Genomic DNA, 17,519 nt, shown 5'->3' on the forward strand with positions numbered 1-17,519 from the left:
ATGCTAAAGTTAATCCAGTCCAATCAGATGGAAGTGCTCTGCGCCCATTTAGCCGCTTACCTGACCCAACCCCTTGCTTTTGCACGTCTACTGAGTAACGAGCATATTCTGGTACAGAGTCCCGGCATGTCGACTTGGCTACGCCTCGAAATCGCCAAACAGAATGGAATTGCTGCCGCACTGGAATTCCCGCTGCCATCGAGCTTTACCTGGCAGTTGTGCCATGACTTATTGCCCAATGTGCCTAAGGATAACGCCTTCACTAAGGCGGCGATGACGTGGAAGCTGATGCAACTCTTACCGCGCATGCTACAAAATGACGCCTTTGGGCCGTTGAGACACTATCTAAGTCATCAGCAATCCAGCACAAATGCCACCGACACGAGTGAACAGCACAACACGAGTGATATGACGGCTGACGATATTAAGCTGTACCAACTCTGTGGCCGGATTGCCGATATCTTCGACCAATACTTAGTGTATCGCCCCGATTGGATTTTAGCGTGGGAGCAAAACGAGCAGCCCGACTCACTCACCAAGCCGCTGAATGAAGACCAACGCTGGCAACCCATTTTATGGCGCGCGCTCATTGCCTTTAACCGTGATGAGCTTAATCAAAGCCATTACCACAGGGCCAACCTGCACAGTGACTTAATTGCCGCGCTGAATCATCCCGACACGTCACTCGCCAAATTGCCACAACGCCTATTTGTGTTTGGCATTTCCTCGATGGCGCCGCAAACCCTTGAAGTGCTTTACCATCTAGCAAGTCGTATCGATGTGATCGTACTAGGCTTAAGCCCGTGTCAGCACTATTGGGGCGACATTGTTGATCCCCGTAATCGGGCTCGCATGGCGGTGCAATATGCGGGTAAACGCCAATTAGCCGAGCTGTGGGAAGATAAACTCGAAGTAGGCAATCCGCTGCTTGCCAATAACGGCAAGATGGGCCGTGAATTACTCGATATGCTGCTTGAGCTCCCCGCCGAACACTGCGACTTTGGCGACGATGTGTATTGTGAACCCTGTGACGATCCCAACTCGCCACACAGTCATGCCAGCATGCTCCACGGCGTGCAATACGATATTTTAGAGATGCAAACCTTAGACAGAGTACTAGGGCCTGATGCCGAGCTGTACCAAAATGTCGAGAACAGACGCCTGCTTAAGCGCGACGATGAATCCATTCGAGTCAAGAGTTGTCACAGCCCACTGCGGGAAGTCGAAACACTGCACGATCACTTGCTTGAGTTACTCAGCAATAATGTCGACCTGACGCCTAAAGACATAGTGGTGATGATGCCCGATGTCGCCGCCTACGCGCCCTACATCGATGCAGTCTTCTCGGCGAAGCAAGGCCTGCATTACATTCCCTACGCCATTGCCGACCGCGGCGCAGCGCAGGAATCACCGCTCATCAATAGCTTTTTAAATTTACTTGGAATTAATCAGAGTCGTTTTGGTCTGACCGACATTTTGAGCATACTCGAAGTGCCCGCCATTTTGCGCCGTTTCCAGCTCGATGACGATGAATTGCAACTGATCCGCCGCTGGTTAGATGAAGCGGGCGTGCGCTGGGGCCGCGATGAACAAAGCCGCCTTAAACAAGGTGTGCCAGCGTTTGAGCAAAACTCTTGGGCCTTTGGTATTAAAAGGCTGATTTTAGGTTACGCCTTGAGTGACGATGCGCCGCTCTATCAAGACCATCTGGTCGTCACTGGCATCGAAGGCCAATCGGCACAGGCGCTGGGTAAGCTACTCAATTTTATTGAAGTGCTCGATGAAACGGCGCAAATACTCGCCTTACCGCAAGTGGGCGCCCTGCGTTTAGCGGAATTAACTGAGCTACTAGATGCCTTCTACGACACAGATGAAGACGAGCGCGAACAATTACAGGAAATCCGCGATGCCATTGCCACCCTAGAGCAAGAGTTACTATCGGCGGGCAGGCCCTTTGATACAAGAACGTTGGATACAAACCCGTTAACGCCGCTAGCCCAAGAAAACATAAGCGGACTGAGCCTCAGTATTGAAGTGCTGCAACAGTGGTTTAATCAACGCTTAACCGAATCTCGGGTCGGACAGCGTTATCTTGCGGGAAGCGTGAACTTTTGCACCTTGATGCCGATGCGCTCGATTCCTTTTAAGGTCGTGTGTTTACTCGGCATGAACGATGGGGTTTATCCTAGGGTTCAACATCCCGTTGGCTTTGATTTAATGGCACACTTTGGTGCCCGTAAAGGCGATCGTTCCCGCCGTCTCGATGACAGATATTTGTTTTTAGAAGCCTTATTATCGGCGCGGGAACAACTGTATATCAGCTATATTGGCCGCAGCGAACGGGATAACTCTGAGCGTATCGCCTCTATGCTCGTCTCTGAACTGATTGAATATTGTCAGCTGTGTTATCTACCTGAAACGCTATTGGCTCAATCGCAAAACGCTTCAAGCCCCATAGACCCAGAGGATGCCGAAAAAGCCCTCTATAACGCAATTGTCAGCCACCAGCCGCTGCAACCATTTGATCCCAAGTTGTATCAAGCCGCAGTAAAAAGTGATGACAAAGATGGCTCAGGCAGAACCCAAAATAACTCGGGCATAGGCCAAAGTTACAGCCTGCAATGGTGTCCACCCAATACGGACACTGCTGGCACACATGCGGGCCGCTTTATCGGCGTGCAAACTCGCATCATGCTCGAAGCGGATGAACAAGACTCAGTGCCAGATACAGAGGCACAGCCAGCTTCTGAGCACGAACAACAGCAAAGCAAACAAGTGGATGTGTCAGCCCTGATCCGTTTCTTTCGAAATCCAGCGCAGTACTTCTTCAACCGTACGTTAAAAGTCGATCTCAGCCTTAATATTCAGGCCGATGATAATGACGAGCCCTTTAGCTTGAATGCCCTAGAGCGTTATATGTTACAGGCCCAGTTACTCGATGATGCCATAGACCAAGGCCTAACTGAGCCCGATATTGAACTGATTAAACGCCTCAAAGCCAGTGGCACTTTGCCCATGCAGCCCTTCGATGATTTGCTATTGCGTCAATATCAGCATGATATTAAACCTTTGATTGGCAGAACCTTGTTCCTCAAGGGAGAACAAGCCAGCAGCCATGCGGATATTAAACTCGTGTTTGACTTGCCCATCACGGCGGGTAAATCCCAGCAAGTGTTACTGCAAGGTCGTATCGATGACATCAGCCCTAAGGGGTTAGTCAATTACCGCCCTGGTAGCGCACACGGTCGCGATGTGCTGAGGTTGTACCTTCGCCACCTGTGTTTAATGGCAATGGGCCACACACATGCAAGCTATCTACTCGACATGGGGCACTTCCACGCCTTGGCTCCAATCACTGCTGAGCGCGCCCATGCGTTACTGGCCGATTTGTTGGTGTTGTTTTACCAAGGCCAACAACACCCACTGTGTTTTATGCCGCGCACGTCACTGGCCTACGTCAGCTGCGAGGGTGAGCACGATGAGCGTTTGCAGCAAGCGTTACCCGAATGGTTAGATGAGCAGAGTCAATTGGGTGAAGCTGCTTTTGGAGAAGGAAATGAACCCCATTACCAGCGATTATTCAGTTTCCCGCGGGATTTCTCTGAGGATAGCTTTGGCGCATTAGCCGAGCGTATCTATCGCCCTATGGTGAGTTTATATCTCAAAGACACGCTGGCTCAGCTTGAGGAATTTGCGCTCAACGATGGCATGAGCCAAGGCCCTGCTAATGAACACGCGACTGACACACAAGCTCTCGCACCACATTTGAACCGCAATAGTGCACAGGGAGAGCAAGCATGAGTGAACAGATGCCGTTGAACACGCAAGCCTTACATTCAGCACCACAAGCGCTTGATCCTCTCACTCTGCCCTTTGGCGGTAGTCGTCTTATTGAGGCCAGCGCAGGCACAGGTAAAACCTACACGATTTCAGGTCTTTATTTACGCTTATTGCTTGGTGATGGCATTCCTGCGCCGCTCACCTGCGAACAAATTCTCGTGGTTACCTTCACCAATGCGGCCACCGAAGAGTTAAGGGATCGTATTCGTCGCCGTATTCAAGTTGCCTTTAAGTGTTTCTTAGGACTAACGATTGCCGATCCCTTTGTGCAGGCGTTGTATGACAACACCCCAGAGAGTGAACGCGCCATTGCCCTGCGGCGGTTCGATCTCGCCCTTAAATCCCTCGATGAAGCGGCGATTTTTACCATCCACGGTTTCTGTCAGCGAATTTTATCGGATCTCGCCTTTGAGTCTTCCTTACTGTTCGAATCGGACTTTACCTTAGACGACAGCGAATTTTTGCACCATGCCGTGCGGGATTTTTGGCGTGAGGCCTGTTATCCGCAGCCCGATTACTTAGCGCAAATCATTGCCAAGGAATTTGGCGAGCCCGATGGTTTAGTCAAACAGTTGCGACCGCTCCTTGGCGCCAGTCAAGCAAAGCCTCTGAAACCCGCGCTTAAGTTTGATGCCTTAGCCCTGTCACTACGCCAAAGTTTAGAGCGCTTTAAATTAGCTTGGCCACGGGGGCGCGATGGCTTATTGGCATTGCTACACAGTTTGCCACTCAACGGCACCCGCTTTGGCAAAGCAACGGATAAGTACCCCAAGCTCGCCGCCATGTTCGATGCGCTGGATAACTGGCTCGCCTTCGGGCATGGGTTGCCTCCACTGAAAGAGTTAGAAGCCTTATCGCTGTCTGAGTTAAAACTCAACAAGGGCGGCGTGATCCCAAGTGTGAGCGAAGCGCCGCTGATGGATCATATGGAGCAACTCGCCACATTGATTGCCGCCATTAAACCAGCATTTTTATATAGCGCGAAACTCGGCATAAGCGAGCGATTTGCCCAGCAAAAACAACAAAAAAATGTGCTGACCCCAGATGACTTACTCACGACATTAGCGAGCGCGTTAAACGCCAATAATGAAACCTTGCCCAAAGCCGTGGCAACACGTTTTCCCGTCGCGCTTATTGATGAATTCCAAGATACCGATCCGCTACAATTTGCGATCTTCTCTGGCATCTACCAAGACCGCTACTCGTTTGAGCAGCAAGGCAAAAACGATACAGAAAATAAGCTCAGCCTGTTGATGATTGGCGATCCTAAGCAAGCCATTTATGCCTTCCGTGGCGCCGATATCCATACCTATATTGAGGCCCGTCATCATACGCAGGCCCACTATCATCTGGATACCAACTACCGCTCAAGCGCAAACATAGTCGCTGGGGTTAACCATCTGTTTAGCCAGCATCACGATCCGTTTATCAGTCAATCGATCCCCTTTGATAGCGTGAAAACGCCCAGCAGTGCTAAAGGGAAAATCCTCACTGAAAAAACCGCCAATCCTGCCGCCTTAAGATTAAGACTCTTAAGCGAAAGCGTAGAAAACGGCCTCAACAAAACCACGGCAAGACACTTGCTCGCCGAAGACGCGGCGGCACAAATTACCCGTTTACTGACAGATGCAGCCAATGGCGAATGCCACAGCCCTAAAGGGCCGTTGATCGCTAAAGACATCGCTATCCTAGTGCGGGATCGCAACGAAGCGGCAGTGATGAAAACCGCATTAAGTAAACGCCACATAGGCGCGGTGTTTTTAAGTCGCGACAGTGTGTTCGATACCCTTGAAGCGCGGGAAATGGCGTTAATTTTGCGATCTCTGGCGAACCCTAAAGATGAACGGGCACTGCGCAGCGCCCTAGCCACGGCATTATTAGGTTATAACGCCGAGCAAATCCATGCCTTTAACCAAGATGAAGAGCACAGACAGCTATTATTAGAGCAGTTTTTTAACTTGCACCAAGTGTGGCAGAAACGCGGCATCATGCCTGCGCTACTCAGCCTTGCCAATAGCACTAAACTGATTGACCGTTTACTGCACACCGCCAGTGCAGAGGTAGATACTCAAGAGCAAGATGCCACAAACGGCGAGCGCCGCCTGACGGATTTTCGCCACCTTGCCGAGCTATTACAACAAAAAGCCACCGAACTTGATGGTATTAGCGCCCTGCTCAATTGGTATGAACAGCAACTGATTGATAACACAGGCACAGATGAACAGCAGCTACGCCTTGAGAGCGAGCAGAATCTAGTACAGATCGTCACTATCCATAAGAGTAAGGGTCTTGAGTATCCCGTATGTTTTGTGCCCTTTGTCAGCCTAGCCCGCGACAATCGCCGCCGCCCTAAACCTATGCTGTACCACAGAACCAACGATGCAGGTGAGCAAGAGCTCGTGTGGGATATCGAAGGCACGGATGACGGTTGGGAGCGCGCAAAACAAGAAACCTTAGCCGAAGACTTGCGCCTTTTGTATGTGGCGCTCACTCGCCCTGTGTATTTGTGTTACTTGTATATCGCCAACCACAGTCGTCAGCTTAAAAATGGCCTTAAAAGTCAGCTGCATGAAACCGCTATCGGCTATCTGCTCGGCATAGGCGACTCAGAATGTGACTTTGCCCGTATCTGCAATGCTGCGCAGCAGCTCGCCCAAGATGTGGAAGCCATAAGTATTGATAAGGTGCCCGATGACATAGACGAGCGGCCATTGCCCTCAAGCCAAGACATAGCGCAAATACTGAGCGCGAAAACTTTAACCCGCCAATACTGCACGCCGTGGCGAGTCGGCAGTTATTCAGGTCTCGTTAAAAATACCAGCCATGGTAAAGCCGCTCCGGGTGCCGACGATGAAATATTAGGTACGCTTGAATATACGGCTGCGCAAACACTCTCTATTCCTGATGAGGCAAGTCATGATCTGCAGGATGACATGCTCAATCGCTTTAACTTTGAGCGCGGCGCCAATGCCGGTAGCTTTATGCATTTAGTGTTAGAAGAGATTGATTTTACGCAGGCAGAAATCGACTTACCGCTGCAATTGCCTAAAGCCATGCTGCAATACGGTATCGCGCCCGAATGGCAAACAGTATTATATACTTGGTATTTGGATGTGCTGCATGCACCGCTCGGCGCTATGCCGCACGCCTTAGAGTCGCAAGTCACGGGGCATGTAAGCGCCGTCAAACCTGAACATCCTGATTTGTGCTTAGCCAAGTTATCGCCGCAGAATACCTTAGTCGAAATGGAGTTTTATTTACCCTTAAGCGAACTTAAAGATATTGAGCTCAATACACTACTGCAGCAGTTTGGCTATGAGTCGACACTTAAGTTTGATGATCTCAAGGGCATGCTCAAAGGCTTTATCGATTTAACCTTTGAATACCAAGGTCAATATTATATCGCCGACTATAAGTCGAATCATTTAGGCGACAACATCAATGCCTATCATCAGAGCGCGCTGCAAAGCGCAATAACCGATCACAGCTACGATTTGCAGTACATTCTCTACTCATTGGCGCTACACAGGTATTTGAGTTTACGCCTGCCAAGTTATGACTACGATAGCCACATAGGCGGTTGTTATTACTTGTTCTTACGGGGAATGTCGGCTCAATATCCCGGCTATGGTATTTACTACGACAAGCCGCCGAAGGCACTTATTCTCGCGCTAGATTCACTTTTTAATGACAATTTATTTCACAGCAGATTGGCTCGTGCAATAGATACAGGAGTCACGGCATGATGCGCTCAACCCAAGGGCTAAATGCACATTCACTCACAGCAGCGAAATGGATAGACCATGGCGCAATTCAGCTTACAGCGCCGCTGCCAGAGCTGTTAAAACAGTGGGAGCAAGAACGACTGCTCACACCGCTCGATCGGCATTTCGCACTCGAAATGAGTCACTTGCATCCAAGCGACAGCCAACAGCCCTTGTTTATTTTGCTGTGTGCGCTATTAAGCCAGCAATTATCTTCACAGCACAGCTGCCTAGTACTCGCTCATATCGTGCCGCTTAATCCCATGGCCGAGCAAAATAGCCATTGTAAAATCAGTTTAAGTCTCGAAGCGCTCACTGAGACCTTGCAAACCTTTGATGCCGTCGGCCAAGCGGGCAGCAATAAACCACTTATTTTTGATAATGGCAGACTCTATTTACAACGTTATCATCAATTTGAAACCTCAGTGGCCGCCTCATTAATCCGCTTGTCCGGAAGTGTATCTAGGCAATTATCTGAAGAAACAAGCCACCAAAAGCAACCGCAAATCGCTAAATTGAGGTCACTGCTAGATCAACTGTTCCCTGCCAATGTGAGCGATCCCCATTCACTCACTACCAATGTACTCACTAACAGTGAAGACACAGCACCCATTGATTGGCAAAAGGTCGCAACGGCCACAGCGCTGGGTAAAAAACTGTCAGTGATCACTGGCGGCCCAGGTACGGGTAAAACCACCACTGTAACTAAACTTTTGTTATTGCTACAAATGGAATCACAGCAGGAAATCCGTTTAGTCGCGCCAACGGGAAAAGCGGCGGCTCGCTTAAGCGAATCAATCAAAGCCTCAAAAGCGCGTCTGGCGAAGGAACTCAGCGCCCATGCTAATGTTATTGATGAAGTTCGCAATAGAAATAGCCAAGACTTTTTAACGGCTCTGGGCCGCATTCCAGAGGAAGCTTCAACCTTACAAAGACTGCTTGGGGTGATCCCCAATTCGCCGCACTTTCGCCACCATCAAAGTAATCCGCTTAGGCTCGACTTATTGATTGTCGACGAAGCCTCTATGGTCGATTTGCCCATGATGTATAAATTGCTGAGCGCATTGCCTGAGCACGCCAGTTTGATTTTACTCGGCGATCAAGACCAACTCGCCTCGGTTGAGGCTGGCGCTGTGCTCGCCGATATTTGTGCGGGCCTTAAAATACCAGTAGATCCCAATAACCTTGCGCAAAATAACATAGCGTCAAGCAGCCCTGCTCTGTGGCAAATGCGCTATTCCAAGGAACAAGCCGAGCGTCTGAGTGCTTTAACAGGTTTTGAGTTAACGCCCTATATCAGCGACGCCCCTAAGCTTGGCGATAGCTTATGTATGCTAATGCACAGCCACAGATTTAAAGGCGATGCAGGGATTGGACTTCTCGCCAGTGCCGTCAATCGTGCTGATCTTCAAGGTATTTTGCAGGTATGGCAACAGGGACCTGCAGAATTGAGCTGGTTAGAACACAGTATGGTCGTAAGCCAAACCCAAGCCAAAGTGAGTGAGCCTGCTAATAATATGGGACTCAATTCACTGCTGGAGCAAGCCTGCCAGCAATATGGCACTTATCTCAGCGCCTTGAATAGCGATACGAGTAATAGTGATTTAAGCAAGCGTCCAAGCACAGCTGACATCATTGAACGCTTTAACCAGTACCGTATTCTATGTGCTATGCGCTCGGGCGATTATGGGGTTGAAGGCATTAATCAATTTGTGACTCAAGCACTGGCCAATGCCAAGCTGATTAAACCGCTACAGGAGTTTTATCTGGGTCGGCCCATTATCATCCAAAGCAATGACTATAACTTAGGCCTGTTTAACGGTGATATCGGATTGATTTTGCAGGATGAAGATAAACCCGAACGTTTAATGGCGCACTTTATCAAGGCCGATGGCAGCCTGTTAAAAGTCTTGCCAGCCCGTTTGCCCAGCCATGAAACCTGTTATGCCATGACAGTACACAAAAGCCAAGGCAGCGAATTTAGCCGTGTGGCCTTAGTATTGCCGCCGAGCCCCAGCCTAGCCCAATGGCAACTGCTGACCAAAGAATTGGTCTACACCGCCATCACCCGCGCTAAAGTCCACTTTACCTGCTTAGGCACCCAGCACGTATTCGAGCGGGCCAGTAGCCAAGCAACCCAACGCGCATCGGGTCTTGCCGACCGCCTTTGGGGGTGAATGAAGCTTTGTGGTCAATGGGGAACACTTTAGGAACTACATTTTAAGATATGACTTTTAGATTTACTCTAACCATGAAACTAAGGATTTAAACATTGATTAAAAAGGACATTATTACACTTAAGGATCTACAAGCCGTTATTGCCTTGTTTGACGCCATAGCACCAGATGCCGCTTTACCTAAGCGTTATTATGAAAAAACCCGCTATATCAAGTGGTCAGAATTTAAAGACATGCAGATATACGCACTCGACTTTGAGCCCTATTTAACGATTAGCCAGCGTTGTAATATGACGTATTTTGGCATACATCAAAGTACGCGACGTTTATACCTAGCACACTGTAATGATGCTGGCCACGCACCGCGCTGGGAAGCGAGACCAGTGACCTTAGCACAACTGATGGATGTCGAGTTAATGGTGAATTTACATAAAAATCATGCCTATAACTTAGGGCTAAACATCTGTTTTGATCTGAACTATTTACTCTGAGCTTTGGTATTAATGTACAAATTCGGATGACTGAATATCGGTTATAGGCCAGACATTATCAGTTGCTAAAATCAATTTGAAATTATCAATGTCACCCGCAACGTTTTTCCGGTACCCGAAGGCACAAGGACAACGGATCTGTTTATGCTCGCTCGAGCCAAGAATTAGCCGTTTGGTTCACTCAAAACTAAGCTGTAGCGAAAGGATGTTTTGGTAAACCCTATACTTTCATAGTATTGCTGTGTGGCAATGCGCTGCATCGATGTAGTGAGTTCGAGTAACTGGCAATTCTCTTGCTTTCCCCTTTCTTTCGCAAAGGCGATCAACTGAGAGCCAACGCCCTGCCCCCGCATGTCGGCATCCACCACAATTGCGGTTATACGACAGATACGACTCAAAGCAGGGAAATAATCAAAGAACATTAAGGCCATCACAGCGACAACTTGCAGGTCACCCTGTGCATTATGTTGCTCATACACCAGTAATTCATCACTGCGGCGCAGAGAATCATGCTGATATTGGCTTAACGTCTGGGCTAAAGCGGCATGGGGCAAAGAATAACCGAGTTGCTCAAGTAATACCTGCACACTATCTGTATCCTGTAAGCGGGCTAACCGAATGTTTTTATTCACCATGAGATACCATGCTGTAATCTGCCTAAAGTCAATGTCACTCGTACTGGGTTGCACAGTTTAGATGACGGTGACGAAGCAATAGTCCAACGACATTGCCATCTCACGCCACAAAAATCAAAATAAACCCGACAAAGGCACAACCCAATATTTGCAATGCGATGTAATGCGTTAAAATTCACCACTTAATAGCCATCAGTCAGCAAAACCTTGCACTCATAGGGGCAAGAAAACTAAGATGACAGCGGCTGTACTATAGGATGATATTCGTATTGCCACAGGCCGATGTCATCCGATTTTGCTCACTTTGAGGAATCACTCACAATGTCTAAGATCAACCTGCTTTTGCTGTGCGGCGGCGGAAGTGCCGAACACGATATTTCACTCATGTCGGCCAACTATTTTGAAACCTCACTGGCAAAATCCGAGCAGTTTTGTGTATTGCGAGTCGAACTGGATAAATTTGGTCAATACCGCACCGCTGCGGGTGATGATTGTGAACTGACCAATAGCCGTGAAATTCGCTTCCGCGATGAGAGCAAAGCCCCATGGCCGGTCGATTACGTCATTCCCTGCATTCATGGCTATCCCGGCGAAACAGGTGACATTCAATCCTATTTTAACCTAATCCAACTGCCCTATTTTGGCTGTGAGTCCGAGGCTAGTAGTAACTGCTTTAATAAGATCACCGCTAAAATGTGGTTCTCGGCCTTAGGTATTCCGAATACTCCGTATATTTTTCTAAACCAATTCGATGATGCAGCAATAGAGCAAACCCAAGCCGCATTAGCACTATGGGGATCCATCTTCGTCAAAGCGGCCTCACAGGGTTCCTCTGTTGGTTGTTATAAAGTCGATGACAGCGATAAAGTCGCTGGCGTGCTTAAAGATGCTTTCGGCTATGCGCCCTATGTTATCGTTGAAAAAACCATTCAAGCCCGTGAGTTAGAAGTCGCAGTATACGAGTACAACGGTGAAGTGGTGGCGACAGTACCAGGTGAAATCATCTGTGATACCAACACCTTCTACACCTTCGATGAGAAATACGCCAAAAACAGTAAAGCACGCACCGATGTGGTGGCGCAGAATGTGTCAGCTGAGATCAGTGAACAAATCCGCGCCTATGCAATCAAGGCTTTTAAAGGTATGAAATTGCGTCACCTGTCGCGCATCGACTTTTTCTTAACCGCGGACAATGAAATTTTACTAAATGAAATCAATACCTTCCCAGGTTCCACGCCGATTTCTATGTTCCCCAAAATGCTGCAGAATCACGGTCATGACTTTACTGAATACTTGAGTCTAGTGATTAACAGCCAGATAACCGCTAAATCTTAGCGCTCGCCACCTGACTCAATGTGAACGCAGAGACTCAGTACAGCACCTGTTTCCAGTAATAAAAAGAGCGCCTCGGCGCTCTTTTTATTACATTTCAATGCATTATATCTAAAACTTGAATTCTTACCTTACATCTAAACCCAATATTAAAATCAGACTGTCACTGATTAAGCCGCCCTCACATCTAGGTCAAACATCAAGGTTAAACGTCAAAACCCTTATGTAGCTCAGCTTGCTTTGCCAACAGGGCAAAGAATGCAGCTTTGGGCATAGGCTTATAAAATAAATAGCCTTGAATTTCTTGAATATGATTTGCCATTACAAATTTTAGCTGGGACTCAGTTTCTACCCCTTCTGCCGTCACAGTTAAATCTAACGCATGGCTTAAACGCACTATGGCCTCCACCAACGCTTCGTGACGTTTGCCTTCATCTAATCTGTCGATAAAGCTCTTATCGATTTTAATTTGATCGATAGGGAAATTAGCTAAATAAGATAGAGATGAGTAACCCGTCCCAAAGTCATCCAAGGAAATTTTAATCCCTTTAACTCGCAAACCATTAAGTACATCAATAAGATACGTATGCTGCTTCATCAGCAAAGATTCAGTGATCTCAAGGGTTAATCTGTCATAGGGGAAATCTGTCACCTCAAGTTGCTCGGTAATCGCAGCAAAGGACTCCACAAAGGCATCTTGTAGTTCATGGGACCAAAACTCAAAGGTCGAGACATTCACCGATAAATTAATGGGCCAATTTCGCTCATGCATCTCTAAAATAGTCTGCATAGCACCAAGGCGAACATCTCGACCAATATCAACAATTAAACCACTGTTCTCAGCGATGGGAATAAATTCATCGGGTGGAATAAACGTTCCCTCATGCTGCCAGCGCAGCAGCACTTCAGCACGGACAATCAGTCCAGTGGTCGCATTGACTATGGGTTGGTAATAAAGCTCGAAGGTATGCTGATCTAATGCCTGCTTAAGCTGATTATGAAGGCTAGCAACACGCTCGGCATTTAGCTGCATTTGTTCAGTAAAAAAATGATATCGGTTGCGACCATTTGCCTTAGAAATATACATGGCCTGATCGGCACAATTTAACAACTGTTCAAGATCGAGGGCATCTTCAGGAAAACGTGCAATCCCTATACTTACCGAGCTATAAACGCCTTTCCCATCGGCTAACACATAATGTTTTGCCACATTTTTGTTAATTGTATCAGCAATTTGTGCCAACTCTTTCTGGTTAACAACCCCAGGTAATAGCAAGGCAAACTCATCCCCTCCTAAGCGTGCAAACACCATAGTGTCATCGACACACTCGCTGATCTGTTTAACCACTTGCACTAACAGTGCATCACCTTTGTCATGGCCATGGGTGTCGTTAACTTGCTTAAAGTTATCTAAATCCATCAACATAAAACTAAAGCCGGGAGTCAAACTGTCGGAGGTAATTAACGCTTGGATCTGCTTGAATAACGCATTGCGGTTAGCAAGTCCGGTAAGAGAGTCATTATTGGCCTGATACTTAATCAGCTGCGCCGCTTTCTTACGTTCACTAATGTCTGAAAATAGCCATGCAAAACAGGGTTGCTGACCATTGGACTCTCGGAAGGTCGTGACGATAAGGTCAAGATAAAACTCCTCGCCATTTCCCCTAAGACCCACCAACTCACCCTGCCACATTCTGTCCTGAGCTAAATGCTCAAATAACCCCACTAAGTCATTAGATTGGGATAATGCTAAAAAAATCTTAGGATGAAAGTTAGCTATATCAGCATCTTGAGGAATAACTATATGTCTGAAAGCGGGATTAGCATAGAGAACTGCATCGTCAGAATTGGAAATAACCAGAGCAAGAGGTAACCGGTCAAAAATTTTCACAGCTAAATGCTGAAATTCCATTGCACGACTGCGTTCAATGGCTAAACTCGCCAGTCTTGCCGCCTCTGAAATGAGTTCTAAATCCTGCTCTGTTGGGGACTTTATCGTATCATAATACATGGCAAATGTGCCTAGCACTTTACCATGAGTATCTTTGATAGGTTCTGACCAGCAAGATTTAAGACCTGCACGTAATGGCAGTTCTTTATAATTAACCCAGTAAGGATGTTGAGCGATATCTTCAACGATAACACGCTGCGCATAATAGGCAGCCGTGCCACAAGAACCCACATTGGGGCCAATTTCGACACCATTAATGGCTTGATTGTAACTGTCGGGTAAATTGGGGGCGGCACCTAATAACAGACGTTTACCGTCAGCACTGAGCAGTAACACAGACCCTCTGGTTCCTACTTTTTGAGCCTCGATTTTTAAGACTAAGGCGTGCAAGATTTCATGTAGCGGTGCGCCATTGAGCAGCATAGAAAGAATACTGCTATAACAAGCTATGCTGACATTGTGGGCGAGTTTAACGTCTGCATGATCGAGCAGATCTGGAAGGTTAACGCCGTACGCCATAATTTCCTTAAGAGCAAAGTTGCAATATAAATACTGATTAACAATGTTAAATATTTATAACTTATAAGAAATTCTAGGCATTAATGTTAATTAAGTAAACCCTTTACCTGCGCGGTAAAAGGTTTACTTTAGTCTAAAAAGCAATGCTTTATTCTTGAATACGTTCAAGTTTTGCAAGGTAAAAGCCATCAAAGCCGCTATCGGCTGGGCTGATACTTTCATCCTCAATCAGGCGAAAGTTGGGGTTCTCGGCTAAAAACGCATCCACTTGACCGCGGTTCTCGCAAGGGAAGATAGAACAAGTCGCATAGACGACTATGCCACCGACTTTGACCATGCGGCTATAACTGCTCAAAATGTGTTTTTGCAGTTCCATTAACACGGGTAAACGCTCTACGGTATCACGCCATTTTGCATCGGGATTACGCTTTAATACCCCCAAACCAGAGCAAGGCACATCAAGCAATACCCTATCGGCACTGAGCTTTAAGCGTTTAATGGTTTTACTGCTGGCGATAACACGGGTTTCGACATTGTGTGCCCCATTACGACGCGCTCGTTCCTTAAGTTTGTCGAGTTTCCATTGCTCCACATCCATGGCCAACAAGCGTCCTTTGCCCTGCATTTGCGCGGCTATGTGTAAGGTTTTACCGCCCGCGCCTGCGCAAGCATCAATCACTTTCATGCCTGGCTTGGCATCAAGCGCCGCAGCTACGCGCTGAGAGCCCGCATCCTGCTGCTCGAATAAGCCATCTTTAAAGCTTTGTGTACGGAACAAGGCAGAATCGGAGGTCACTTCAAGGGCGGAATCAACCCCATCAACACAGAGCGTGCTCACAAACTCGGCAGCAAGCTTAGCAGCCAGTTCATCACGAGTCACCTTAAGGCTATTCGCGCGTAAAAAACGTTTCGGCGCTGTACTTAACGCGGCGCGCTCTTTTTCCCAAGACTCACCTAGTTGCTCACGGCCCATAACATCGAGCCACTCGGGGCAACCGTCCCACAACACAGGCTTAGTTTTCGCTTGCTCTATACGCTCAGCTAAACGCACCTCATCAACTTGCAGCGAATATTGCATTTTAGGCAGTTCAAGCCCGTGAAATAAATGCCAGGCATTAAGCAATTTAGAGCCAAAACGCTCCATCTCATCTGGACTAATTTCCGCCAGATAACAATATAAATTTAAACGACGTAGGATATCACCCGTCGTCAATGCGATACGCGCCTGCTCGGCGGGTACCAATTGCAACCCAGAAAAATGCTGAGAATAGGCCCGATCTAAGGGTTTTCCTTGGCTCAGCACCATAGTTAAGATACTGATCACTAATTCGTTCGAGCTGGCAGAAAGCGGAGAATTCAACATTTAAAAGGTCACCATGAATGATAAAACCGGAGGATCATAGGAGGTCAGGCCCTAATACGCAAGCGCACTGGCGCCGAGTTAAGGTTAAAGCCATAAAAAAAGCGATCCTAAGATCGCTTTTTTGCCACAGTCAGTTTAATCCATTACATTTTTGAGCCTTTAGCCCCGTAGAACAGGATAAAACCATAACAAATCACGGGCAGAATAAAGGCAAGCTGAACGCCAAGATTATCCGCTAACATGCCCTGGAATAAAGGCAAAATCGCGCCGCCCACAATCGCCAAACACAGAATGCCACTGCCCTGTGAAGTGTGTGGACCTAAATCACGAAGCGCTAAGCTGAAGATCGTTGGGAACATAATCGAGTTAAATAACCCCACCCCAAGGATTGCCCACATGGCAATGCTACCACTGGTTGTCATCGCTGCAACCACAAGTAGCGCCGCCATAAAAGCATTAAATGCAAGCACTGAGCCTGCTGGTACTTTTTGCATCACCACAGAGCCAATGAAACGTCCCACCATAGCGCCGCCCCAATAATAGGCGATGTAATGGGCGGCTTCGGCTTCTGGCATACCCGCTATATGGCTTTCACCTAAGAAGCTGACTAAAAAGCTACCGATAGACACTTCTGCGCCGACATACACGAAAATACCCACAGCACCGAGCACTAAGTGCTTGCTTTGCAAGGCACTGGTTTTACCAAGATGGGTTTGAACTTCACCTTGAACACTTTCATCATGCTCACGGATCACAGGTAAATCTAACTTCGCAAAAATCAGCGCTAGAATAGCCAAGGCGCCAGAAAGTAACAGGTATGGCAGTTTAACCACTTCCGCTTCAGCGCTCGCTTGGGCTAAATCGCCAGATACTGAACTGGCAACAGAAAGAATTAACATAGCACCAAAAAACGGCGCGACCGTTGTGCCTAAGGCGTTGAACGCTTGCGTTAAATTCAAACGACTCGACGCAGTTTCGCGACTGCCTAAGGCATTGACATAAGGATTGGCTGCCACTTGCAGGATTGTGATGCCTGATGCCAAAACAAATAATGCACCGAGGAACAAGTTGTAAGTAGCGAGGGCCGCCGCAGGATAAAACAGCGCACAACCAATACTTGCAATCACGAGACCAGAAACAATTCCCTTTTGATAACCCAGCTTTTTCACTAAGTTACCCGCAGGGATTGAGACTAGAAAATAAGCACCGAAGAAACAAAACTGGATCAACATGGCTTGAGTATAATTCAGTGAAAACACCGCTTTAAGATGCGGGATCAGAATATCGTTCAAGCAAGTGATGAAACCCCACATAAAAAACAGTGAAGTCAATGAGATCAAGGCAAAACGATAACTGCCCGACCCATTTTCGCCAGTGCTGCTCGTGTAGCTACCGGTATTAATTGATGACGCCATAGTTATTCTCTCTGTATGTTTTTATTATCAGG

9 protein-coding genes are annotated in these 17,519 nt (G+C 47.5%); 5 read left to right on the top strand and 4 right to left on the bottom strand.

Annotated features, from left to right (window positions below):
* The 4 genes from recC to KO537_RS00855 all read left to right on the top strand — a co-directional run bounded on the left by recC (nucleotide 1) and on the right by KO537_RS00855 (nucleotide 10,272).
* The gene (gene recC / locus KO537_RS00840) at nucleotides 1-3,801 is read left to right on the top strand and encodes an exodeoxyribonuclease V subunit gamma (protein WP_219233640.1); all 3,801 of its coding nucleotides are present in this window, start codon (nucleotides 1-3) and stop codon (nucleotides 3,799-3,801) included.
* Nucleotides 3,798-7,586, top strand: coding sequence for an exodeoxyribonuclease V subunit beta (recB, locus tag KO537_RS00845; RefSeq protein WP_219233641.1), 3,789 nt, complete (start codon nucleotides 3,798-3,800; stop codon nucleotides 7,584-7,586). Before recC ends, recB begins: the two co-directional genes overlap by 4 nt.
* Nucleotides 7,583-9,781 carry an exodeoxyribonuclease V subunit alpha gene (gene recD / locus KO537_RS00850; RefSeq protein WP_219233642.1) on the top strand — a complete coding sequence of 733 codons (2,199 nt, stop codon included), beginning with the start codon at nucleotides 7,583-7,585 and terminating at the stop codon, nucleotides 9,779-9,781. The genes recB and recD overlap by 4 nt, the downstream gene beginning before the upstream one ends.
* A 95-nt stretch (nucleotides 9,782-9,876) precedes the next feature.
* A complete protein-coding gene (locus KO537_RS00855; protein ID WP_231466229.1) occupies nucleotides 9,877-10,272 on the top strand; it encodes a hypothetical protein in 396 nt (131 codons plus the stop codon).
* A gap of 164 nt (nucleotides 10,273-10,436) precedes the next feature.
* Here the strand turns inward: KO537_RS00855 and KO537_RS00860 are convergent, their stop codons facing one another.
* The gene (locus KO537_RS00860; protein WP_105252433.1) at nucleotides 10,437-10,907 is read right to left on the bottom strand and encodes a GNAT family N-acetyltransferase; all 471 of its coding nucleotides are present in this window, start codon (nucleotides 10,905-10,907) and stop codon (nucleotides 10,437-10,439) included.
* Nucleotides 10,908-11,228: 321 nt separating this feature from the next.
* Here KO537_RS00860 and KO537_RS00865 point away from each other — a divergent pair, with 321 nt between their 5' ends.
* On the top strand, nucleotides 11,229-12,242 hold the full coding sequence (locus KO537_RS00865) for a D-alanine--D-alanine ligase (RefSeq protein WP_173245067.1): 1,014 nt from the start codon (nucleotides 11,229-11,231) through the stop codon (nucleotides 12,240-12,242).
* A gap of 202 nt (nucleotides 12,243-12,444) precedes the next feature.
* Here the strand turns inward: KO537_RS00865 and KO537_RS00870 are convergent, their stop codons facing one another.
* The 3 genes from KO537_RS00870 to KO537_RS00880 all read right to left on the bottom strand — a co-directional run bounded on the left by KO537_RS00870 (nucleotide 12,445) and on the right by KO537_RS00880 (nucleotide 17,487).
* Nucleotides 12,445-14,709 (bottom strand): EAL domain-containing protein, encoded by a 2,265-nt coding sequence (locus KO537_RS00870; RefSeq protein ID WP_173245070.1) that lies wholly within the window; start codon nucleotides 14,707-14,709, stop codon nucleotides 12,445-12,447.
* A gap of 148 nt (nucleotides 14,710-14,857) precedes the next feature.
* Nucleotides 14,858-16,072, bottom strand: a complete 1,215-nt coding sequence (locus KO537_RS00875; protein ID WP_173245073.1) for an RsmB/NOP family class I SAM-dependent RNA methyltransferase — start codon at nucleotides 16,070-16,072, stop codon at nucleotides 14,858-14,860.
* A gap of 143 nt (nucleotides 16,073-16,215) precedes the next feature.
* Complete coding sequence (locus KO537_RS00880) at nucleotides 16,216-17,487, bottom strand: sugar MFS transporter (RefSeq protein WP_105252429.1); 1,272 nt, start codon at nucleotides 17,485-17,487, stop codon at nucleotides 16,216-16,218.
* Between the last annotated feature and the right edge of the window lie 32 nt (nucleotides 17,488-17,519).

Source organism: Shewanella sp. NKUCC01_JLK (genome assembly GCF_019345615.1).
Taxonomy (GTDB): Bacteria; Pseudomonadota; Gammaproteobacteria; order Enterobacterales; family Shewanellaceae; genus Shewanella; species Shewanella oncorhynchi.

Bases quoted from the DNA above. Each gene is read 5' to 3' on its own strand.
- recC (WP_219233640.1), top strand. From the start codon at position 1: ATGCTAAAGTTAATCCAGTCCAATCAGATGGAAGTGCTCTGCGCCCAT.
- recB (WP_219233641.1), top strand. From the start codon at position 3,798: ATGAGTGAACAGATGCCGTTGAACACGCAAGCCTTACATTCAGCACCA.
- recD (WP_219233642.1), top strand. From the start codon at position 7,583: ATGATGCGCTCAACCCAAGGGCTAAATGCACATTCACTCACAGCAGCG.
- KO537_RS00860 (WP_105252433.1), bottom strand. From the start codon at position 10,907: ATGGTGAATAAAAACATTCGGTTAGCCCGCTTACAGGATACAGATAGT.
- KO537_RS00865 (WP_173245067.1), top strand. From the start codon at position 11,229: ATGTCTAAGATCAACCTGCTTTTGCTGTGCGGCGGCGGAAGTGCCGAA.
- KO537_RS00870 (WP_173245070.1), bottom strand. From the start codon at position 14,709: ATGGCGTACGGCGTTAACCTTCCAGATCTGCTCGATCATGCAGACGTT.
- KO537_RS00875 (WP_173245073.1), bottom strand. From the start codon at position 16,072: ATGTTGAATTCTCCGCTTTCTGCCAGCTCGAACGAATTAGTGATCAGT.
- KO537_RS00880 (WP_105252429.1), bottom strand. From the start codon at position 17,487: ATGGCGTCATCAATTAATACCGGTAGCTACACGAGCAGCACTGGCGAA.